We start from the raw sequence: 21,258 nt of genomic DNA, 5'->3' as shown, positions 1-21,258 counted from the left end.
ACCCATGGCCATTATCGAGGACAACGTGAATACCCAGCCTCATATCCTGGTCGTCGGCGACGTGATGCTCGATCAATACTGGTTCGGCAACGTCAACCGAATTTCGCCGGAAGCGCCGGTGCCCGTCGTCGCGGTCCAGCGGACCGAAGACCGGCTCGGCGGCAGCGCCAACGTTGCGCACAACTGCGCGCGGCTCGGCGCGACGGCCACGCTGCTCGCCGTCGCGGGACGCGACGCGAATGCAGACACGATCGAGCGCCTGTGCCGGGAAAACGGCATCGACGCGCGGCTCTGCGTCGACGACGATCTGCATACGACGGTGAAGCTCCGCGTGGTCGGCCATCAGCAACAGCTGCTGCGCCTCGACTTCGAGCGCACTCCGGCACCGCCCGTGCTCATCGAGATCGCAGCCGCCTTCGACGACGCGCTGCCGCGCGCCGACGTCGTGATCTTCTCGGACTACCACAAAGGTGCGCTGGACGGCGTGCAGGCGCTGATTCAGCGCGCGCGATCGCAAGGCAAGGTGGTCCTGGTCGATCCGAAAGGCGACGACTACGAACGTTATCGCGGCGCGACCCTGCTCACGCCCAATCTCTCGGAATTCAAGGCGGTCGCGGGTCGGTTCGGGTCGGAAGCCGAACTGACCGCGAAGGCCGAGGCGCTACGCCAACAGTTGTCGCTCGACAAGTTGCTCGTCACGCGCAGCGAGGAAGGCATGACGCTGTTCGACGCACGCGGCGCACACCACCAGCCGGCGAAGGCCCGCGAGGTTTTCGACGTGTCAGGCGCGGGCGACACGGTCATCGCCACGCTGGCGGTACGATATGCAACACATGGCGACTGGTTGCGTGCGATGCACGAAGCCAATGTCGCGGCGGGCATCGTGGTCGGCAAACTCGGAACCGCTACCATTACGCTCGACGAACTCGAAAACGCGCTCGCGGCCGAGTAATTCTGCCCGCCCGTTCAACCATCGCAAGTTACAGAGGATCTGACATGCAAAAGAAAACTGCAATCATCACCGGCATCACCGGTCAGGACGGCGCGTACCTCGCGGAACTGCTGCTCGGCAAGGGCTATCGCGTGTTCGGCACGTACCGCCGCACAAGCTCCGTGAATTTCTGGCGCATCGAGGAGCTCGGCATCGCCAGGCATCCGGACCTCAATCTGGTCGAGCATGACCTGACCGACCTTTCGTCGACGATCCGCCTGCTGCAGACGGCCCAACCGGCTGAGGTATACAACCTCGCGGCGCAAAGCTTCGTCGGCGTCTCGTTCGACCAGCCGGTCACCACCGCCGAGATCACCGGCATCGGCGCGCTCAACGTGCTGGAGGCCATCCGCATCGTCAACGACAAGATCCGCTTCTACCAGGCGTCGACGTCGGAGATGTTCGGCAAGGTCCAGGCTGTTCCGCAGATCGAAACCACGCCGTTCTATCCGCGCAGCCCGTATGGCGTCGCGAAGCTGTACGCGCACTGGATCACCGTCAACTATCGCGAGTCGTACGGCATCTTTGGTTCATCCGGGATCCTGTTCAATCACGAGTCTCCGCTGCGCGGCCGCGAATTCGTCACGCGCAAGATCACCGACTCGGTCGCCAAGATCAAGCTCGGCAAACTGGACGTGCTCGAGCTCGGCAACCTGGATGCCAAGCGCGACTGGGGCTTCGCGAAGGAATATGTCGAAGGGATGTGGCGAATGCTGCAGGCGGACGAGCCGGACACGTTCGTGCTGGCAACGAACCGCACCGAAACCGTGCGCGATTTCGTGACGATGGCGTTCAAGGCGGCCGGCTATACGCTTCGCTTCGAAGGGACCGCGGACAACGAGCGCGGGATCGACGTCGCGACCGGCAAGACCCTCGTCAGCGTCAACCCGAAGTTCTATCGCCCGGCGGAAGTCGAACTGCTGATCGGCGATCCGGCAAAGGCCAAGGAAAAGCTCGGCTGGACACCCGAGACGAACCTCGAAACGCTCTGCGCGATGATGGTCGAAGCCGACCTTCGCCGCAACGAAGCCGGTTTCTCGTTCTAACGGGCCCGCGCTCATGGAACGTCATGCGCTGATTACCGGAGCGAGCGGATTCACGGCGGCCTACGTCAGGGATGCGCTCGCGCGCGCGGGGCATCGCGTCACGGGCGCGGGAAATCATGCCCATGACGGCCTGATCGCGCTCGACATCTGTTCGTTGGACGCCTGTCGCGCGACGATCGATGCAGTGCGTCCGACCAGCATCGTCCACCTCGCGGCGATCAGCTTCGTTGGCCATGACGACGCCAGCATGTTCTACGACGTCAACGTGATCGGCACGCTCAACCTGCTGCAGGCATGCGCAGATGTCGGCCACGTGCCTGACAAGATCCTGATCGCCAGTAGCGCGAACATCTACGGGAACGCAAGCGGCGCCGTGAACGAAACGCAGCAGTTTGCACCGGTGAACCACTACGCGGCCAGCAAGGTCGCGATGGAACACCTCGTGCGGACATGGTTCGACCGGCTGCCGATCGTGATCACGCGCCCGTTCAACTACACCGGACGCGGGCAGTCGCCACGCTTCCTGGTGCCGAAGATCGTATCCCACTTCGCGGAGCGCAAGCCGAGGATTGAACTCGGCAATCTCGACGTGTCGCGCGACTTCTCCGACGTCCGCTACGTCGCCGAGGTCTATCGCCGGCTTGTCGAGAACGACACCGCGGGCGAGACCGTGAACGTGTGCAGCGGCACCGCCCATTCGCTGACCGACATCGTCGAGATGTGCCGCGAGATCTCGGGACACGATCTCGACGTCGAGGTCAACCCGGCTTTCGTCCGTGCCAACGAGGTAAAGATGCTGACGGGCGTGCCTGACAAGCTGCGGGCCGCGGTGCCGGACGTCGCGCCGATCGATCTGCGTTCGACGCTGCGCTGGATGCTTGCAGCAGACTAACCGAGCCTACCGATTCGCAATGCGCGTCCTGCATTTCTACAAAACCTACAAACCCGACTCGATGGGCGGCGTCGAGCAGATGATCTGGCACATCTGCGACGGCGCCGCGGCACGCGGCATCCGCAGTGACGTGCTGACAGTCAGCCGCAACACGTCGACCGTCGACCTCGGCAGCCACTTGCACCACCGCGCCAAGGTCACGATCGATATCGCGTCATCGCCGTTCTCCGTGTCCGCGTTTCGCCACTACCGGGAACTCGTGCGCGACGCCGATATCGTCCACTACCATTTTCCGTGGCCGTTCGCGGACATGGTTCACCTGACCGCGCGTTCTGGCAAGCCGTCGGTCGTCACCTACCACTCGGACATCATCCGGCAGAAGAACCTGCTGAAGGTGTATCGGCCGCTGATGCTTCGCTTTCTCGACTCGGTCACCCGAATCGTCGCAACATCGCCGAATTACGTCGACACGAGCCCGGTGCTTCAACGTTTCCGCGACAAGGTCGACGTCGTGCCGATCGGCATCGACGAAGCCGCGTATCCGCGTGCGACCGATGCGACGCTCGCACGTTGGCGGCGCGAGATCGGCGGAAAGTTCTTCCTGTTCGTCGGCAACCTGCGCTACTACAAGGGGCTGCATCTGCTGCTCGACGCGCTGCACGGCACCAACCACCGCGTCGTGATCGTGGGCGCCGGCCCGATGGAACAGGAACTGAAGGCGCAAGCGCGCAAGCTCGGCGTGGAAGGACAGTTGCTGTTTACCGGCGCATCGCCCGACGAGGACAAGATCGCGTTGCTGGAGCTCTGCGAGGCGCTCGTCTTTCCGTCTCATCTGCGCTCCGAGGCATTCGGGATCTCACTGCTCGAGGCATCGATGTTCGGCAAACCGATGGTGTCGATGGAAATCGGGACCGGCACATCGTTCGTCAATGTGAACGGCGAGACCGGGTTGGTCGTCCCGCTCGGCGACACGCCGGCCCTGCGTAACGCACTCGACACGCTGTCGAACGACGCAGCACTCACGGCCAGGTTCGGCGCGGCGGCACGGCAACGCTACGAAGCGCGCTTCACCGCCGACAAGATGGTCGACGGTTACGTTGAAATCTACGAGCGCGTGTTGCGCGAGCAGCGGCCGGCCTGAGACGGTCGTCAACCGGTCATGCCGTCCAAGCATAATTGCAATGCATCACGCCATTGCGGCGCCGCGAGACCGAACGCACGCATGAAGCGGTCGTTTGCCAGCCGCGAATTGGCCGGTCTCGACGCGGGCGTCGGATAAGCCGAGGCAGGGATCGGCAAGACCGTCAGCGCGCGTTCCATGCGGGTTTGCTCGAAGATCGCCGTCGCGAATTCGTGCCACGAGGCGCCCCCCGCCGCCGTCATGTGATAGAGCCCGCCATGTCGGCGCCACCACGCGTCGGCATCATCCGACACAAGCGCCTGTGCGACGACGTGTGCAGTCAGCGCCGCGATCGTTTCCGACCACGTCGGCGCGCCAAACTGGTCAGCAACGATCTTCAGTTCGTTCCGTTCTTTCGCGAGGCGCAACATCGTTGTCAGGAAATTTCGGCCTCGCGCGCCATAGACCCAGCTCGTGCGGAGGATCAGGTGACGGCCGCCAACCGCCGCGATGGCCTGCTCACCGTCCAGCTTCGACTGGCCGTAGACGTTCAATGGATTCGTCGCGTCGGTCTCGACATACGGATCGGCCTTCGTCCCGTCGAACACATAGTCCGTTGAATAGTGAATCAGCGATGCACCGACCTGCGCCGCCTCTTCAGCCAGCACGCGCGGCGCAGCCGCGTTGATCGCCATCGCAAGATCACGCTCACGCTCGGCGGCATCGACGGCTGTATACGCGGCGGGATTGACGATCAGCGTGGGGCGGATCGTGCGCACGACTTCCCGGATCATGTCCGGGCGGGTGAGATCGAACGCCGTCCGGTCGAGCCCGACAATCTCGCCGAGCCCCTGCAGATGGCGCAGCAGCGCGAAACCAACCTGGCCGCCGATACCCGTCACGAGAATGGTGTGTTTGCGTTGCATCGTATCGCTCCGGCTCGCGCTTACGCGTACACGTCGGCATCGGCCAGACGTTTGCCGGCCGCATCCTTCGCCGCCAGCTGAGGTTCACCGTCGAACGGCCAGTCGATGCCCAGCGCGGGATCGTTCCACAACAGGCACCGCTCGTGTTCCGGGTACCAGTAATCGGTCGTCTTGTAGAGGAACTGCGCCGTGTCGGACAGCACGACGAAGCCGTGCGCGAACCCCGGCGGAACCCAAAGCTGACGATGATTCTCGCCGGTCAGCACCACGCCGGCCCACTTGCCGAAGTTCGGCGAGCTGCGCCGGATGTCGACCGCAACGTCGAACACCTCGCCTTCGACCACGCGCACGAGTTTTCCCTGCGCACGCTCGATCTGATAGTGAAGTCCGCGCAGCACGCCCTTCGCCGAGCGCGAATGGTTGTCCTGGACGAATTCGACACCGGCCTCGACACGCTCGGCGAATTCCCGTGCGTTGAAGCTCTCGTAAAAGAATCCTCGCGCATCGCCAAACACCTTCGGCTCGATGAGCTTCACTTCGGGCAACGCCGTTGCGGTTACTTGGATAGCCATGCGACCTGGTCCGTCAGGATATTTTTGAGATACTGCCCGTATGCGTTTTTCGCCAGCGGCTGTGCGAGCTTCAGCACCTGCTCCGCATCGATCCAGCGGCGGCGATACGCGATTTCCTCGGGGCACGCGACGACCAGCCCCTGACGCTTCTGCAGCGTCGCGATGAAGCTGGCCGCCTCGATCAACGAATCATGCGTGCCGGTGTCGAGCCATGCATAGCCGCGCCCCATGATCTCGACGTTAAGCGAACCATCCGCGAGATAGAGCGAGTTGACGTCGGTGATTTCCAGCTCGCCGCGCGGCGACGGCGTGATCTCGGCGGCGATATCGCACACGCGGTTGTCGTAGAAGTACAAGCCCGTGACCGCGTAATTCGAACGCGGCTTGGTCGGCTTTTCTTCGATCGACAGTGCCCGGAAGGACTGGTCGAATTCGACCACGCCATAGCGTTCGGGATCGTGCACGTGATAGGCGAACACCGTCGCTCCCGTATCGCGTGCGTCTGCCCGGTCGAGCTGCTTTGCTAGATCGTGGCCGTAGAAGATGTTGTCGCCGAGGATGAGTGCCGACGGATCGTTGCCGACGAAGTCCCGGCCGATCAGGAATGCCTGCGCGAGGCCGTCCGGAGACGGCTGTACCGCATACTGGATATTCATGCCCCACTGACCGCCGTCGCCGAGCATCGCCTCGAAGCGCGGCGTGTCTTGCGGCGTGGAAATGATCAGCACGTCACGGATTCCCGCGACCATCAGCGTCGACAGCGGATAATAGATCATCGGCTTGTCGTATACGGGCAGCAACTGCTTCGATACGACATGCGTGACCGGATACAGGCGTGTGCCGGAACCGCCGGCGAGAATGATGCCTTTGCGTGCCATGGGGTAAGCCCTCAGTTCCGTTCCGCGTAATTGGTTTCGACCCACTTCCGATATTCGCCCGACGCGACTTCGTCGACCCATTGCTGATTATCGAGGTACCACCGCACCGTCCGCGCCAGCCCGGTCTCGAATGTTTCGGCGGGACGCCACTGGAGTTCGCGCTCGAGCTTGCGCGCATCGATCGCATAGCGGCGGTCGTGGCCGGGGCGATCCTTCACGTAGGCGATCTGCTCGCGATACGAGCCAGCCGCCTTCGGGCGGGCGCGATCGAGCAGGTCGCACAGCGTGTGCACAACTTCGAGATTCGTCTTTTCGTTCCAGCCGCCGATATTGTAGGTTTCGCCGGGCACGCCGCGTGCGAGTACTTCCCGGATGGCACTGCAATGGTCGCCGACATACAGCCAGTCGCGCACGTTCATGCCATCGCCGTATACGGGCAACGGCTTGCCGGCGAGCGCGTTCGCGATCATCAGTGGGATCAGTTTCTCCGGAAACTGGTACGGACCGTAGTTGTTCGAACAGTTTGTCGTGAGCGTCGGGAGGCCGTACGTATGATGATAGGCACGCACGAGATGATCCGAACCGGCCTTCGTTGCCGAGTACGGGCTGTTCGGCGCATAGGGGGTCGTTTCGGTGAATTGCGGATCCGTCGCGGACAGCGAGCCGAATACCTCGTCCGTCGATACGTGCAGAAACCGGAACGCCGCCTTGTCGGCATCGCCGAGACCGCTCCAGTAGATGCGCGCCGCTTCAAGCAGCGTGAACGTGCCGACGACGTTGGTTTGCACGAAATCGGCCGGCCCGTGAATCGAACGGTCGACGTGGCTTTCCGCCGCGAAATGCAGGACCGCGCGCGGTTTGTATTCGGTGAACAGCGCATCGAGTGCCGCGCGATCGCATATATCAACCCGCGCAAACACGTGCCCGGGATTCTTCTCGACCGATTGCAGCGTGCGAAGGTTGCCCGCATAGGTAAGCTTGTCGACGTTGAGTACGGCTTCGTCGGATTGATTCAGCCAGTCGAGTACAAAGTTGGCGCCGATAAATCCCGCACCGCCCGTAATCAGGATCATGAGATTCTCTCAAATAGTACGCGGCTGGCACCGGCTGGTACCGCCCGCCTTCGACTTGCCAGTGCAAACGGCCGTCACGTCAGGGCCGAAATTTTACCGGATCATCTTGAGCCGCCCGGCGAAGACCGTAAAAATCGCGCGCCTGACTACCCGCCCCCCTGCACCAACCGCGCCGAGGCGGCATTGCACGCATTCGACAGTCGATTATCATGGGACGGCAATCGAGACATCTCGCTCCGTCACGGCCCGCCTCCATCACGACTTCAACCTCCTCGACAATGCGCCTACCCTCATGAGCCGGCCCCCCATCGCCATCGGCGACATCCAAGGCTGTCATTCAGCTTTCCAGTCGCTGTTCGAAAAGCTTTCACCCCCCGCCGACACCCCACTCTGGATCGCCGGCGACATCGTCAACCGCGGGCCCGATTCTCTCGCCGCGTTGCGCGCGCTGGTCGAGCTCGGCCCGCGTGCAACGGTCGTGCTCGGCAACCACGATCTCCACCTGCTTGCGGTTTCGGCCGGCATCCGCACGGAGCGCCCGGGCGACACGATCGGCGAGATCCTCGACGCGCCCGACGCCGACGCCCTGCTCGACTGGGTGCGCCACCGCCCGTTCGCGCACTTCGAAAACGGGATGCTGCTCGTCCACGCAGGCGTGTTGCCGCAATGGGACGCCACACTGGCACTGGAACTCGCGGACGAGCTGCAACACGCGCTGCGCGCGCCCGATTGGCGCGACACACTACAAGGCCTCTACGGCAACGAGCCGAACCAATGGAGTCCGAACCTCAAAAAACGCGACCGGATGCGCGTCGCATTCAATGCGTTCACGCGCCTGAGGTTCTGCACGCCCGACGGCGCGATGGAATTCAAGACGAACGGCGGCCCGGAAAGCGCGCCGCCAGGCTATCTGCCGTGGTTCGACGCACCGGGCCGCCGCACCGAGAACGTCACGATGGTATTCGGCCACTGGGCCGCGCTCGGCCTGATGCTGCGCGACAACGTCATCGCGCTTGATTCGGGGTGCGTATGGGGAAATCGATTGTCGGCCGTACGACTGATGGCCGATCCGGCGCTGCGTACGGTCACGCAGGTGCAGTGCGAAGCGTGCCGCACGCCGGGCGGCGAGTAGCCCGCGCGCAATGCACGCGGGCGGAATGAAGCATCAGCCCTCGCGTCCCGGCACCGGCTCCTCGGCCGCCGCATCGCCCGCCGCGCCGCCGCCGACTTCAGTCGCCGGATATGCATGTTTCTCCAGCTCCGCCAGCGACTCGGGCGACGGCTTGCCGACCTTCGCCTGCAGCGTCTCGAGCGCCGCCGCGATCGCATCGCGCGCCGCCGCAGAAGTCGCGCGGCGGTCGCCGCCCGGCGCGATCGGCTCACAGACGTAAAGGTGCGCAACGAGCGGGCCGCCGCGCAGCACCATGTCGAGCGACATCCCGAGCGACAGCTCGCCCGTATACGCGGGCGCGACCGACTGGCGCCGCTGCGCGTCCTCGTACATGAGGCAGATCGGCTGCACCGCGCAGCCGGCCGACACCGCGGCCTGGAACAGGTTCGCGTGGAACGGCAGCAGCCCTTGCCCGTCCGACGTCGTGCCCTCCGGAAACACACACATCACGCCGCCGTTGCGCAACCGGTCGGCCATCTCGTGCATGACCCGCATCGCCTCGGTACGTTTCTCGCGCTGCAGGAACACGGTGTCGAGCTTCTCCGCCAGCCAGCCGACGACCGGCCATTGCCGCACCTCGGCCTTCGACACGAACGGCGTCGGCCGCCAAGCGTTGACCGCGTAGATGTCGAGCCACGACACGTGGTTGCCGACGACGAGCGCCCCCGCGTCGAGGCGCGCGCCGTCGTTGTGCACGACGAGACGCATCCCGCAGATGCGCAGCATCTTGAGCGACCAGCGGCGCGTCAACTCCGCGCGATGCGCGGGCGTGACATGCGAAAAACGCAGCGCGACGATCGCCATGCCGCGCAACAGGTGAAAGACGAGACGCAGCTTGCGAAGTGCGGTCATGGCGAGGATCCGGCGTGGTTCAGTGGCGCTCGAACGCGACCTGGCCCGCCACGAGCGTCGCGCGCACGCAGGCAGGCAGTTCGTAGCCGAGGAACGGCGAGTTGTGGCCCTGGCTCTTCAGCGCGCGCGGCTCGACGCGCCAGTGCGCGCGCGGGTCGAACACGCACAGGTCGGCCGCGCCGCCTTCGGCCAGACGGCCCGCCGGCAACTGCAGCACATCGGCCGGCGCAGCCGTGATGCGGCGCAGCGCCTGTGCGAGCGGCGTGTTCGTTTCATCGGCCCACTTCACGGTCAGCGACAGCAGCAGCTCGAGCCCCGTCGCGCCCGGCGTCGCTTCGGCGAAGGGCAGCAACTTCTCGTCGTCGTCGACCGGCGTGTGATCGGAACAGATCGCGTCGATCGTGCCGTCCGCGAGCGCCGCACGGATCGCTTCGCGATCGCGCTCGCCGCGCAGCGGCGGGTCGAGCCGGAACTGCGAATCGAAGTAGCCGATGTCGACGTCGATCAGGTGCAGGTGGTTCACGCCGACGTCGCACGTCACGGGCAGCCCCTCGGCTTTCGCCGCGCGCACGAGCGCGAGGCCGGCCGCCGACGACAGCCGGGCGAGGTGCACGCGTGCGCCCGTCACGCGCATCAGTTCGAAAATCGTGTGCAGCGCGATTGTCTCGGCCGCGACCGGCACGCCGGACAGGCCGAGTCGCGACGCGAGCGCGCCGCTCGCGGCGACGCCGCCGCGGCCGATGAACGCGTCGAGGGGACGCAGCCACGTCGTGTAGCCGTAGGTGCTGGCGTACTGCAGCGCACGCAGCAGCACCTGCGTGTCGCGCACCGGCACGTTCGCGTGCGTGAAGCCGACGCAGCCCGATTCGGTCAGCGCGACCATCTCGGTGATCACTTCGCCCTTGAGGCCGACGGTGAGCGCGCCGAGCGGATGGACGTTGGCCTGGCGCAGGTTGCGGGCGCGGAACTTGAGCATCTCGACGAGGCCCGGCTCGTCGAGCACGGGGTCGGTGTCCGGCGGGCACACGAGGGTCGTGACGCCGCCCGCGACGGCCGCGGCCATCTCGGACGCGAGCGTCGCCTTGTGCTCGTAGCCCGGCTCGCGCAGCCGCGCGCACAGGTCGACGAGACCGGGCGCGACGATCAGGCCGGACGCGTCGATCGTCCTGTCCGCGTTGAAACCGGCCGGCACGGCGCCGAGCGCGGCGATCTTGCCGTCCGCGACGAATACGTCAGCCTGCCGTTCGGTGCCGGCGACCGGGTCGATCAGCGTGCCGCCTTGGATATGAATCTTCATGCGCTGTCTGTGAATGCGTTGATTGCGTGAATAAGGATGCGCGAAAGCGGGCTCAGTCGCTGTTGCCGGCGACGATGCCCATCACCGCCATCCGCACGGCGATGCCGAACGTGACCTGGTTGAGAATCACCGACTGCGGACCGTCGGCTACCTGCGAATCGATCTCGACACCGCGGTTCATCGGGCCCGGATGCATCACGATCGCGTCGGGCGCGGCGAGCGCGAGGCGCTCGGGCGTCAGGCCCCAGGTCTTGAAGTATTCCTGCGCGGACGGCAGCAGCGCGCCGCTCATCCGCTCGTTCTGCAGGCGCAGCATGATGATCACGTCGACGCCCTTGAGTCCTTCGTCGAGGTTGTGGAACACCTTCACGCCCATCTGCTCGAGGCCGCCGGGCAGCAGCGTGCGCGGGCCGATCGCGCGCACTTCCGGCACGCCGAGCGTGGTGAGCGCGTGGATGTCCGAGCGCGCGACGCGCGAATGCAGGATGTCGCCGACGATCGCCACGCGCAGCTTCGTGAAGTCGCGCTTGTAGTGACGGATCGTGTACATGTCGAGCAGACCCTGCGTCGGATGCGCATGTCGGCCGTCGCCGGCGTTGATCACGTGCACGTGCGGCGCGCAGTGCTCGGCGATCAGGTACGGCGCGCCGCTCGATGCGTGGCGCACGACGAACAGGTCGGCATGCATCGCCGACAGGTTGTTGATCGTGTCGAGCAGCGACTCGCCCTTGCTCGTCGACGATGCGTTGATGTTCAGGTTCAGCACGTCGGCCGACAGGCGCGTCGCGGCGATCTCGAAGGTCGTGCGCGTGCGCGTCGAGTTCTCGAAGAACAGGTTGAACACCGACTTGCCGCGCAACAGCGGCACCTTCTTCACCTCGCGGTCCGTCACGCTGACGAACTGCTCGGCCGTATCGAGAATATGGTTGACGATCGAGCGCGGCAGGCCCTCGATCGACAGCAGGTGTTTCAGCTCGCCGTTTTTCGTGAGCTGCGGGTTGCCCTTCAGGAAACCGTAGCGGAACCGCTCGGGGCTCGCGGCCGCGGCGGGATTGCCGGTGCGGCCAGTGGTGTCGGTGGTCATGGTGTGCGTGATTCCAACTATGCAAACGGGCCGCGGCGCGAACCGGCGGCCCGGGATACGATTTCGCGGCTCGGTCAGGCGCCGTGCGCCTCGATGCGCAGCGTGAGTTGCGCGGCTTCGTCGCGGGCGAGCACGAGCGTCGCATCGGCCGGCACGTCGAGCATGCCGCCCGCGAAGCGCGCGGCGACCGGCAGCTCACGGCCGCCTCGATCGGCGAGCACCGCAAGCTCGACCGCAGCCGGACGGCCGTAGTCGAACAGTTCGTTGAGCGCAGCGCGCACGGTGCGGCCGGTGTACAGCACGTCGTCGACGAGCACGATGCGCGCGCCGTCGACCTCGAACGGCAGCGATGTCGGGCTCGCCTGGCTGTGCAGCCCCTTCTTCGCGTAGTCGTCGCGATGCAGCGCGACGTTCACGACGCCAAACCCCGGCGCGCCGAGATCGCGCGCGAGGCGCTCGGCAAGCCAGGCGCCACCGCTGTGAATACCGGCGAGCCGCGGGCCACCCGGCTCGGCGAAGGCCGTGCCGTATGCGTCGCGGATCTGGTCGAGCAGGACGCGGTAGAGCGCGTCGGCGTCAATGGTGCTCATGGTCGGACAATTGATCGAGATACTGTTGAAGGATCACGCGCGCGGCCTCGGCATCGAGCATCTCGGCGCGAGCGCGGCCGCGCACGTTGCGCTCGCGCAGTCCGGCCTCGGCCTCGACCGACGAATAGCGTTCGTCGACCCACGTGACGGGCAGCCCGAAACGGCCGTTCAACTGGTTGCCGAAACGCTTCGCCTGCTGCGTCATCTCGTGCGGCGTGCCGTCGGGATGCATCGGCAGCCCGACGACGAGCGCGTCCGGGCGCCATTCGGCCAGCAGTTCGCCGACCGCCTTGAAGCGGTGCTCGCGGTTCAGGTTGGGAATCACGACGAGGGCGCGGGCCGAGCACGTCAGCGCATTGCCGATCGCGACGCCGATCCGCTTCTCGCCATAATCGAACGCCAGGAGCGTTGCATCGCGCGCGCTCGCGCCACTCATGCGTGCCCTGCTTCGCCGGACAGCATCGACGAGCTGACGCCGAGCAGGCCGAGCGCGGCTTCGAAGCGCTCCTCGGCCGGCGTGTCGAACACGATGCGGGGATCGGCGGCGACAGTCAGCCAGCCGTTGCGGGAAATCTCCTCCTCGAGCTGCCCGGCGCCCCAGCCTGCATGGCCAAGCGTCAGCAGGAAGCGTTTCGGGCCGGTGCCCGTCGCGACCGCCTCGAGCACGTCCTTCGACGTCGTCATCTCGAGCCCGCCCTCGACCGACATGGACGAGTTGTAGTTCGCGCCTTCGACCGGCTCGTGAAGTACGAAGCCGCGCTCGGTCTGGACCGGGCCGCCGAAGTACACGGGAATGTGCAGCAGCGGCTCGATGTCGAGCTTCAGGTCGATGCGGCTGAACAGCGATTCGAGGTCGATGTCGGTGGGACGATTGATGACGAGGCCGAGCGCCCCGCGCTCGCTGTGATCGCAAAGATAGACCACCGTTCCCGAAAACGTCGGATCCGCCATGTTCGGCATGGCGATCAGGAACTGGTTGGTGAGATTGATGCGATCGGAAGGCTTTGACATGGTTTGAATTTTAGCAAAGACGCCGCGACCTGACCGGGCCGCGATCAACAAGCAACGCCGCGCGACGCTGGCAACGACGCGCGCGGATCACACGGCACTCTAACACGCGCGCGGGTGCTGTCGGCAGCGTGTTGCGGGCCCGCGCGACAAGGGCTGCCGCCCCGTTGCGCATCAGTCTCGGCCGAGCGCCGCGCCGAGCACCCCGCACGCCGCGGTCAAGTCCGGCGGCGCCACTCCGGCGGCGATCTTCAACAGCGCGGCACGCAGCATGTCGGACGCGCGCGCGTGTGCGTCGAGCCCGCCGTCGGCGAGCGGCATGCCGTGCGCGGCGCGGCGCCACGCGAGCCCGAGCGTGTCGGCCAGCAGCGCCGCGTGACCGAGCCCGAGTGCACACGCGGCCGTGCCGACCCGGTAGGCCGCCGCGGATGCGTGCCATGCGGCCCCCGTATCAGCCGCGGCTGGATCGACGGCCAGATCGGCCATCGACGCGTCGGCCGTCTGCAGGAAATCCTCATACGCATGCGCGTTGACGGTCACGACCCCCAGCATGCGGGTGGGCGCCACGGCGACAGCATCGCGCTCGGCGCGCGCGGCGTCGGTTTCCCACAGCGCCTCGGACGCGGGCGTGCCGGCGACGTGCCAGTCCACGGTCAGCCCGTAATCGTGCAGCACGTCGACGAGCGCGACGTCTTCCGCAGCGGCGCCGAACAGCGCGAAATCGCGCCACAGCAGCGCAACCGTCTCGCGCACGAGCGCCGGCGGCGCACTGCGCCTGCCGTGCGCGTGCTCGCCGAGCAGCAGGTTGGTGCGTGCGAGGAAACGCTTCAGTTCGGGTGCGGCGCTCGCGCGCAGCGCGCGCAGGCATGCGGCGGCGAGCCGCCAGAAGTCATACGGCGCGCCGTCGGCCAGCGCGGTCAGGATCGCGTCGAGTTCGTCGAGCGCCGCGTCCGGCGTGCCTCGCGGCGCGCGCAGCACGCCGAGCAGCGCCTGCTCGTAGCGGGCCCGCGCCCGGCTTGCGAATGCGTCGGGCAGCACGCGCAGCGTCGCCGGCGGTATCGCGCGCCCGACGAGCGCCAGCACGTCGAGCGGCACGCTCGCGCGCAGGTCGGCCGCGGCTTGCGCGCGCAGCACACGGAAATGGTCGAACAGGATGGGCGAACAGGCCAGCTCGCGCAGGTTGTGGCGCCCGACCGCCGCGCGGAAATCGCTCAGCGCGGCGCGCCAGGCGGCGGAAATCGGTTCGGCGGCGACGAGCGGCACCGCGGCGGCCAGCTGCCCCGCGAAACGGGCGGCCGGCAGCCAGCCGGCCTCCGCCAGTACGGCGGCGGCGGCCGACAGCGGCGCGGCCGCGTCGTCTCGGTGCCCGAATGCGTCGGCGGCCGCCGCGAGCCACGCGTCGGCCGCACGCACGGCCCCGCCGCGAGGGTTGGGCAGTGCTTCAGGGTGGGGAGTGTTCGCCGGATCTGACGTCATGGACACGCGCGCCTGTCATCGTCAAGTCGCTCGCGTCGGCCGCGGCGCGCTAGCGCCCGGCAACCGCGAGGCCGAAGCGGTGTGTCCGTGGGCCAAGGGTCCGTCAGATCTGGACCATCTCGAAGTCTTCCTTTCGAGCGCCGCATTCGGGGCACGTCCAGTTGATCGGGACGTCTTCCCAGCGCGTGCCCGGGGCGATGCCCTCTTCGGGCAGCCCGGCTTCTTCGTCATAAATCCAGCCACAAATCAGGCACATCCAGCTCTTGTATTCCATCTTAAGCCGCGTCGGGAAAAGTCGGTAAATTCGGGAGCCATGATGGTACCGTGTCGGGGCCGGACTGCCTAGCAATCGCACTGGAGTACGACGACTACGTTGCGCTGCGCTAAAAATTCCGTCGTGCGGGCCGGATTCCGCCGCATAATGGCTGAAAAGTGCGGCCTGCCGGGCAACACGGGGCCAAATGCCCACTTCGCCTCGCCGTCCGCAGTTCTGTCGCTTCCCCGTTTTTTTCTTGCCCCATTTTTACATGTCCAGCAACGCCCCTCCGATCGTCCTCACCTTCGGCCTGTCCGATCCCACCGGCGGCTCCGGCCTCCAAGCCGATCTGATGACCCTGGCGAGCATGGGCTGTCACGGTGTGTCCGTCCTGACGGGCTACACCGTGCGCGACTCCGCCGCCTGCGACGAAGTGACCGGCCTCGATCCCGATGTCGTCGCCGCCCAGGCGCGCATGCTGCTTGAGGACATGCCGGTCGCCGCGTTCAAGATCGGCGCCGCGACGCGCGCGGAAGTCGTGAGCGCGATCGCGGAAGTGGTCGCCGACTACGATGGCGTGCCGCTCGTGCTCGCACCGGACTTCACGCTCGACGACGAGCACGTGCTCGCCGCCGACGACCTGCGCGAATCGATCGCCGACCTGCTCGCGCCGCAGACGACGCTGCTGGTCGCCGACCACGCGACGCTGATCGCGCTCGCGCAGCCGGACGGCGATGCCGAGGCGCCGAATCTCGACGCCGCTGTGTCGCATCTGTTGTCGCAGGGTTGCGAGTACATCCTGTCGTCGGAAACCGGCTCGCACCGGCTCGTCAACACGCTGTACGGCGAGGAAGGCCAGCTTCGCGAAGACATGTGGGATCGTTCGCCGCACCGGCTGATGGGCATCACCGACACGCTCGGCGCGGCGATCGCGGCGCTGCTCGCGAACGGCCAGGAGCCGCCCGAAGCGGTGCGCGAGGCGCAGGAATACCTGTACCAGGCCGTGCGCGACGCGTTCCGGCCCGGCATGGGCGCGTACCTGCCCGACCGGTTCTTCTGGGCGCGCAGCAATGATGAGGAAGGCGGGCGTCCGGTGACGGAGAGCAGCAAAAGCTCGCCGCGGATCGCTCGGCATTGACGTCCGCGCGGCGGACGCGTGCTCGCGAGGTGGCCCTTCGCGCTGACGTGCATACGGTCGCGCGCGTGACCGCCATTCAGACCGCCGGTTATCGCGCCCTTGCCCCCGTATTCTGTGCGTCGCCGTCCGACGACGACAAACACTCCATATCTGATCGTGCGACCCGTTCTTTGCAACATTTAATTACAAGATACCGACTGCGTCGGGTGTCACTGCATGGCCACCGGCCGCGGCTGTACGTCCACCCGGATCGGCGATCATGAAAACAATCATGCAACTGCCTCTGCGGGACGTCGCACTTGCGCCCCTCGATCGCGCCCCCGCAATCAATGCCCGAATGTAACTTCCTGTAATTTTCCGCATTTCGATCTGTTCTATATTCCAGTGATGTTCGCCGGATTCGATATTGTTCTTTGATATTTGAACGCCAGCAGCTATAGGCGAATTACTCTCTGGCAGGCAATGAAATTAATTATTCAAGTTCCGTGCTTCAACGAAGCCGCCACATTGCCGATTGCACTGGCGGCGCTGCCTCGCCGAATCCCTGGATTTGACAGGGTCGAATGGTTGATTATCGACGACGGCAGCAGTGACGGGACCATCGAGGTTGCACGGGCTGCCGGCGTCGATCACATCATCCGGCATCCGCGCAATCGCGGTCTGGCACGCGCCTTCATGACCGGACTCGAAGCGTGCCTGCAACGCGGCGCAGATGTGATCGTCAATACCGATGCCGACAATCAATACAATGCCGCGGATATTCCCGCGCTGGTCCGCCCAATTTATGTTGGTGACGCCGATATCGTCGTCGGTGCGCGGCCGATCGATGAGATCGCGCATTTTTCGCCGCTCAAGAAAGCGCTGCAGAAAATCGGCAGCTGGGTGGTCCGCGCGGTGAGCCGCACCGACATTCCCGACACGACGAGCGGCTTTCGCGCCTATAGCCGCCACGCCGCACAGCGGCTGACGGTTTTCAGCAATTACACTTACACGCTCGAGACGATCATCCAGGCCGGTCAGCGCGACATGTCGATCATGTCGGTGCCAATCCGGGTCAACGGATTCCTTCGACCGTCGCGACTGGTGAAGAGCATCGGTTCGTACGTGATGCGCTCCACCCATACGATCCTCCGGATCTTCGTGATCTACCGGCCCGCCGCCTTTTTCGGCACGCTCGGCACGATCCTGCTCGGCGCAGGCGTGGCGACTGGGCTGCGCTTCATCTATTTCTGGGCGATCGGTCACGGCACCGGGCACGTCCAGTCGCTGATTCTCGCGTCGATACTCGTGGGTGCCGGATTCCAGACACTGCTGATTGCCATCGTCGCGGACCTGTTGTCCACCAACCGCAAACTGCTCGAGGACGTGCGATTCATGGTCAAGCAGATGCAGACGGACAGTACGGCCCCGTCGCAGCTCGACAAGGATGCGGCACGCGCGCTCGAGGTCGTCCGATGAAGATGGCACAGGGCATGGCCGAAGACGGGATCGTCGTCGGCAACCATTACGACAAGTACGGCTCGCGCAACCCGATCGTCCGACGCCTGATGCGAGGTTTCGACGAAGCCTTGACCGACGTCGTGGCCCGGGCGGCACCTTCGTCCATCCACGAAATCGGCTGCGGCGAAGGATATTGGGTTCTGCGGTGGCGGCAACAAGGCCTTCAGGCCACCGGCAGCGATTTTTCGGGCCGCGTAATCGAGATCGCGCAGGAAAACGCGATGGCACGTGGAATCGATCCCGCACATTTTTCTCGGCGCGACGTCTACAACCTGCGGCCGCAGGATGTGCAAGCGGATCTCGTCGTCTGCTGCGAAGTGCTGGAGCATCTCGAGCAGCCGGAAGTCGCGTTGCGCAACATTCAGGCGCTGGGTGCGCGCCACGTGATTTTCAGCGTGCCACGCGAACCGATCTGGAGCGCCATGAACCTCGCGCGGGGAAAATATCTGCCCGCGCTCGGGAACACGCCCGGCCACGTTCAGCGCTGGTCGACCCGAGCGTTCCTCTCCTTCATCTCCACACGTTTCGAGATCGAATGCGTACGCACGCCGTTGCCGTGGACGATGCTGCTCTGCCGCCCTCGCAGCGCTACACACGAGTGAAGTTCGGCACACGGGAACGGCGCTGGGTACATCTCGTCGGTAGCGCGCTCGGCGCACTCGGGACGATCTTCGTCGGCATGAAGCTCGTCGAGTACAGCCGCCAGCTTTCACTCGACTCATTCTCTGCGACGATGTGGAGCGCCGTAGTGTTGCTGAGCGCGGGCTACGGCGCGTGCGGCGTGCTGCTGGCGCTCGCGTGGCGGCACCTGCTCGCCCACCATGGCGTCGAGCCGCCCTTGGCGTGGACCATTCGGACGTATGGCATATCGCAGCTTGCCAAATACACGCCGGGAAACATCTTCCATCTTGCCGGACGCCAGGCGATCAGCATCGCTGCGGGCCTGCCTGCGTGGCCCGTCGCGAAGTCGATCGGATGGGAACTCGCCGTCATTGCATCGACCGCGCTGTCCTTCGCGTTGCTGGCGGCTCCGCTCAAATGGCCGGCAGTCGGCGCTTCGGTGGCCGCTGCCGCATTCGCAGGACTGCTTGTCATCACCGCGTGGACAATCGGGACGGCCTGGTCCCGGCAGGTGGCTCGCGCTGTATCGCTGCATGCGGCATTTCTGCTTGCTGCGGGGCTCATCTTTTGCGCACTGCTCGCCATCGCGTCCGCACACACAACGGTCGACGCGCTTCGCGAGGGTTTCTGGCTACCCGTCTGCGGCGCCTACGTCGTGGCGTGGCTCGCCGGACTCGTCACGCCGGGCGCACCGGCAGGTATCGGCGTTCGGGAAGCCGCCCTGTACTGGCTGATGCATGGGATCGTGGGACAAGCGGATCTCATTACGGCGATCGTCCTCGGCCGCATGGTGACCGTGACAGGCGACCTGATTTTCTTTGTCGGCGCCACCTTTGTCCGCCGCACCTCGAACTGAACCTCATGCGCCCCCGCTGGACTACCCACCTTTCGCTCGCACGAACGGCTTTGCCATTCATCTCTGCTCTGGCGATCGTCTTCGCCGTCTATGGCGCCGTGCCGTTCGTTACACTTCCGACACTGGGTCAGGCGCTCTGGATTTCATCGTATGCGCTATCGTTCGCGAACCATGGCTGGCCCTCGATTCTCGCGCACGATTTCGGCATTCCGGACGCGGCGCGAATTGCGTTCGGATTGTCCGGCGCGGTGGTCGAAAGCGCGCTGCTTGTCACGACACCGCTCGGCGTCGCTGACGCGTACAACGTCACGATCGCAGGATTTCTCGCACTCGCAATGTGGGGCGCGATGCGCTATGCGCTATCGCTCGGCGCACGGCGGTCCCACGCATTGGCGCTCGCGACGGTGTGGGCGACCATGCCGCTCGTCTGGATGCACGCCGGCTATTCGATGCTGTCGATCGGGATTGCGCTGCTCCCACTGTATCTTTGGACGACGCAATCCTTGTGCGACGTTGCCGCCACCGGACGAGCGACGACGGTCGCCGCATGCGGCACCGCGTTCGTCGCACTCGCGTGCGTAGCCGCCTTCACCGACGGCTATACGTTCGTGATGTTCGGGGTCGGCGCGGGCGTTCAGTTCGTCGCACAACTCGCACTGCGTCGCAGCACCAGCATTCGCGTCCTCGCCATCGGCTTGCCGTTCTACATGACCGGATTCGGCATGGCCTATGTCCTGTATGCGCGATTCGTCGGTACGCACGACTTCGCAGCCGATCCAATCTCCGTGTTTCGCGGCTTCGGCGTCGACGTGACAATGCTGTTGCAGCCGACCGAGGGGCTGCTCTGGATATGGGATGTCCTTCGCGTCAGCACGCCACGCAGCGACGTCGCGTTCTACGGCGATGCGTCCGTGTGGCTCACAACGTTCAGCGCACCCGTCATCCTCGTCGGACTGGCCGGCTTCAAGCTGACGGCGAACAAGGCCCGCGCCGTTCCGCTACTCGCGCTCGGCATACTTGCAACCTACCTCGCGTTCGGACCGTCGCTGAAAATCGACTCGCAGCGACCGGTCACCGACCGGGAAGCCGGCAACTTCCAGGTCAGCATGCCGCCTGAACTCGCGGTCGGACCGACTGGTACCGCATGGCTGTCCGCTCACGTCCCCGGCTTCTCGAGCATGCGCGCGTCGTATCGATGGACTGCATTGTCCAGTCTCGCATTCTGGGCGCTATTCGTGCTGTTGATTGCGGAGTTGTCGACCCGCGGCAGACACAAGACGGCATGGCTGCTGCTGGCTGCCATGCTGATATCCAATCTGCCGAACCCCGAAGTCGATATCACCGCATCGGACGCGCACATCGACGAACGGGACGTCCTGCTGCACGCACCGATCCGTTTTCGGGAGCAATTCACGATGCTCGACCGCTCGATCGTCACCGACTTCCAGCACGATGCGCCGAAGGGCGGTGTCACGGTATTCTTTCCACAGGGCAATGACTTCCTGGCAGCGTACCTCGCGACCAAGTCCGGCACGCGGACGTACAACATCGGCGGCGACAAGAACGTGGCACTCGCCAGTTCGCAATGGCCGCCGTCCATCTCCACGCTCTTTGCGTCCGACTTGGCGACGCTTCCGGCGAACATCGAGCACACGCTGGAAAGCGGTGACGCAAACGCAGTGGTGATCAGTTACGTCGATCTGCTGTGGAACGCCCATCAATGGCCACCTTCGCCGAGCGAGCTTGCCGGTGCCCGCACGCGCTATGCGCAGGTGCTGGATTACCTCTCCCGGCATCCCCGCCTGATCGTCAAGAACCGACCATACTATGCGCTGATCGAAATGCGCGACTAGCGTGACACATCTCGCAGGCGATGTTCATTGAACACTCGTCCCGGCAGCGCGCATAAAA

Annotated in this window: 21 protein-coding genes; 9 read left to right on the top strand and 12 right to left on the bottom strand. The window is 65.3% G+C overall.

Annotated features, from left to right (window positions below; genetic code table 11):
* Positions 1–4: 4 nt before the first annotated feature.
* Genes rfaE1 through WI26_RS03895 form a run of 4 tightly spaced genes read left to right on the top strand, consistent with a single transcriptional unit; the run spans position 5 to position 4,070 of the window.
* Positions 5–952: a D-glycero-beta-D-manno-heptose-7-phosphate kinase gene (gene rfaE1, locus WI26_RS03910; protein ID WP_069225244.1), complete on the top strand. Its 948-nt coding sequence runs from the start codon at positions 5–7 to the stop codon at positions 950–952.
* Positions 953–996: 44 nt separating this feature from the next.
* The gene (gmd, locus tag WI26_RS03905; RefSeq protein ID WP_069225243.1) at positions 997–2,037 is read left to right on the top strand and encodes a GDP-mannose 4,6-dehydratase; all 1,041 of its coding nucleotides are present in this window, start codon (positions 997–999) and stop codon (positions 2,035–2,037) included.
* 13 nt (positions 2,038–2,050) lie between these two features.
* Positions 2,051–2,929: a GDP-mannose 4,6-dehydratase gene (locus WI26_RS03900; protein ID WP_069225242.1), complete on the top strand. Its 879-nt coding sequence runs from the start codon at positions 2,051–2,053 to the stop codon at positions 2,927–2,929.
* 19 nt (positions 2,930–2,948) lie between these two features.
* Complete coding sequence (locus WI26_RS03895) at positions 2,949–4,070, top strand: glycosyltransferase family 4 protein (protein WP_069225241.1); 1,122 nt, start codon at positions 2,949–2,951, stop codon at positions 4,068–4,070.
* Positions 4,071–4,078: 8 nt separating this feature from the next.
* Here WI26_RS03895 and rfbD read toward each other — a convergent pair whose 3' ends face one another.
* Genes rfbD through rfbB form a run of 4 tightly spaced genes read right to left on the bottom strand, consistent with a single transcriptional unit; the run spans position 4,079 to position 7,498 of the window.
* On the bottom strand, positions 4,079–4,975 hold the full coding sequence (gene rfbD / locus WI26_RS03890; protein ID WP_069225240.1) for a dTDP-4-dehydrorhamnose reductase: 897 nt from the start codon (positions 4,973–4,975) through the stop codon (positions 4,079–4,081).
* A 20-nt stretch (positions 4,976–4,995) separates the two neighbouring features.
* On the bottom strand, positions 4,996–5,547 hold the full coding sequence (gene rfbC, locus WI26_RS03885) for a dTDP-4-dehydrorhamnose 3,5-epimerase (RefSeq protein WP_069225239.1): 552 nt from the start codon (positions 5,545–5,547) through the stop codon (positions 4,996–4,998).
* Positions 5,532–6,425 carry a glucose-1-phosphate thymidylyltransferase RfbA gene (gene rfbA, locus WI26_RS03880; RefSeq protein ID WP_069225238.1) on the bottom strand — a complete coding sequence of 298 codons (894 nt, stop codon included), beginning with the start codon at positions 6,423–6,425 and terminating at the stop codon, positions 5,532–5,534. Before rfbA ends, rfbC begins: the two co-directional genes overlap by 16 nt.
* 11 nt (positions 6,426–6,436) lie before the next feature.
* Positions 6,437–7,498: a dTDP-glucose 4,6-dehydratase gene (rfbB, locus tag WI26_RS03875; RefSeq protein WP_069225237.1), complete on the bottom strand. Its 1,062-nt coding sequence runs from the start codon at positions 7,496–7,498 to the stop codon at positions 6,437–6,439.
* 292 nt (positions 7,499–7,790) lie between these two features.
* Here rfbB and WI26_RS03870 point away from each other — a divergent pair, with 292 nt between their 5' ends.
* On the top strand, positions 7,791–8,630 hold the full coding sequence (locus WI26_RS03870; RefSeq protein WP_069225236.1) for a symmetrical bis(5'-nucleosyl)-tetraphosphatase: 840 nt from the start codon (positions 7,791–7,793) through the stop codon (positions 8,628–8,630).
* 33 nt (positions 8,631–8,663) lie between these two features.
* On the opposite strand, the gene WI26_RS03865 is transcribed toward WI26_RS03870, so the two are convergent.
* From WI26_RS03865 to WI26_RS03830, 8 genes are all read right to left on the bottom strand, one after another.
* On the bottom strand, positions 8,664–9,521 hold the full coding sequence (locus WI26_RS03865) for a lysophospholipid acyltransferase family protein (protein ID WP_069225235.1): 858 nt from the start codon (positions 9,519–9,521) through the stop codon (positions 8,664–8,666).
* Between the two features lie 19 nt (positions 9,522–9,540).
* A complete protein-coding gene (locus WI26_RS03860; RefSeq protein ID WP_059466955.1) occupies positions 9,541–10,818 on the bottom strand; it encodes a dihydroorotase in 1,278 nt (425 codons plus the stop codon).
* Positions 10,819–10,870: 52 nt separating this feature from the next.
* Positions 10,871–11,902, bottom strand: a complete 1,032-nt coding sequence (locus WI26_RS03855) for an aspartate carbamoyltransferase catalytic subunit (RefSeq protein WP_044846292.1) — start codon at positions 11,900–11,902, stop codon at positions 10,871–10,873.
* A gap of 74 nt (positions 11,903–11,976) precedes the next feature.
* Positions 11,977–12,492, bottom strand: coding sequence for a bifunctional pyr operon transcriptional regulator/uracil phosphoribosyltransferase PyrR (gene pyrR, locus WI26_RS03850; RefSeq protein ID WP_069225234.1), 516 nt, complete (start codon positions 12,490–12,492; stop codon positions 11,977–11,979).
* Positions 12,479–12,928 (bottom strand): Holliday junction resolvase RuvX, encoded by a 450-nt coding sequence (gene ruvX / locus WI26_RS03845; RefSeq protein ID WP_059466953.1) that lies wholly within the window; start codon positions 12,926–12,928, stop codon positions 12,479–12,481. The genes pyrR and ruvX overlap by 14 nt, the downstream gene beginning before the upstream one ends.
* Complete coding sequence (locus WI26_RS03840; RefSeq protein ID WP_044846295.1) at positions 12,925–13,503, bottom strand: YqgE/AlgH family protein; 579 nt, start codon at positions 13,501–13,503, stop codon at positions 12,925–12,927. Before WI26_RS03840 ends, ruvX begins: the two co-directional genes overlap by 4 nt.
* A 171-nt stretch (positions 13,504–13,674) precedes the next feature.
* Positions 13,675–14,976, bottom strand: coding sequence for a hypothetical protein (locus WI26_RS03835; RefSeq protein ID WP_069225233.1), 1,302 nt, complete (start codon positions 14,974–14,976; stop codon positions 13,675–13,677).
* 103 nt (positions 14,977–15,079) lie between these two features.
* A complete protein-coding gene (locus WI26_RS03830; RefSeq protein ID WP_004186709.1) occupies positions 15,080–15,250 on the bottom strand; it encodes a rubredoxin in 171 nt (56 codons plus the stop codon).
* Positions 15,251–15,503: 253 nt separating this feature from the next.
* Between WI26_RS03830 and WI26_RS03825 the strand changes: the two genes are divergently transcribed.
* The 4 genes from WI26_RS03825 to WI26_RS03805 all read left to right on the top strand — a co-directional run bounded on the left by WI26_RS03825 (position 15,504) and on the right by WI26_RS03805 (position 21,200).
* Complete coding sequence (locus WI26_RS03825; protein ID WP_059466951.1) at positions 15,504–16,370, top strand: hydroxymethylpyrimidine/phosphomethylpyrimidine kinase; 867 nt, start codon at positions 15,504–15,506, stop codon at positions 16,368–16,370.
* 462 nt (positions 16,371–16,832) lie between these two features.
* Positions 16,833–17,828 (top strand): glycosyltransferase family 2 protein, encoded by a 996-nt coding sequence (locus tag WI26_RS03820; RefSeq protein ID WP_069225232.1) that lies wholly within the window; start codon positions 16,833–16,835, stop codon positions 17,826–17,828.
* Positions 17,825–18,472 (top strand): class I SAM-dependent methyltransferase, encoded by a 648-nt coding sequence (locus tag WI26_RS03815; protein ID WP_069225231.1) that lies wholly within the window; start codon positions 17,825–17,827, stop codon positions 18,470–18,472. Before WI26_RS03820 ends, WI26_RS03815 begins: the two co-directional genes overlap by 4 nt.
* A gap of 679 nt (positions 18,473–19,151) precedes the next feature.
* Positions 19,152–21,200, top strand: a complete 2,049-nt coding sequence (locus WI26_RS03805; protein WP_155768734.1) for a hypothetical protein — start codon at positions 19,152–19,154, stop codon at positions 21,198–21,200.
* Positions 21,201–21,258 lie beyond the last annotated feature (58 nt).

It is taken from the genome of Burkholderia diffusa, from assembly GCF_001718315.1.
GTDB lineage: Bacteria > Pseudomonadota > Gammaproteobacteria > Burkholderiales > Burkholderiaceae > Burkholderia > Burkholderia diffusa_B.
Note: the sequence above shows the minus strand (reverse complement) of the source record. Positions and strands in the feature narration are given on the sequence as shown.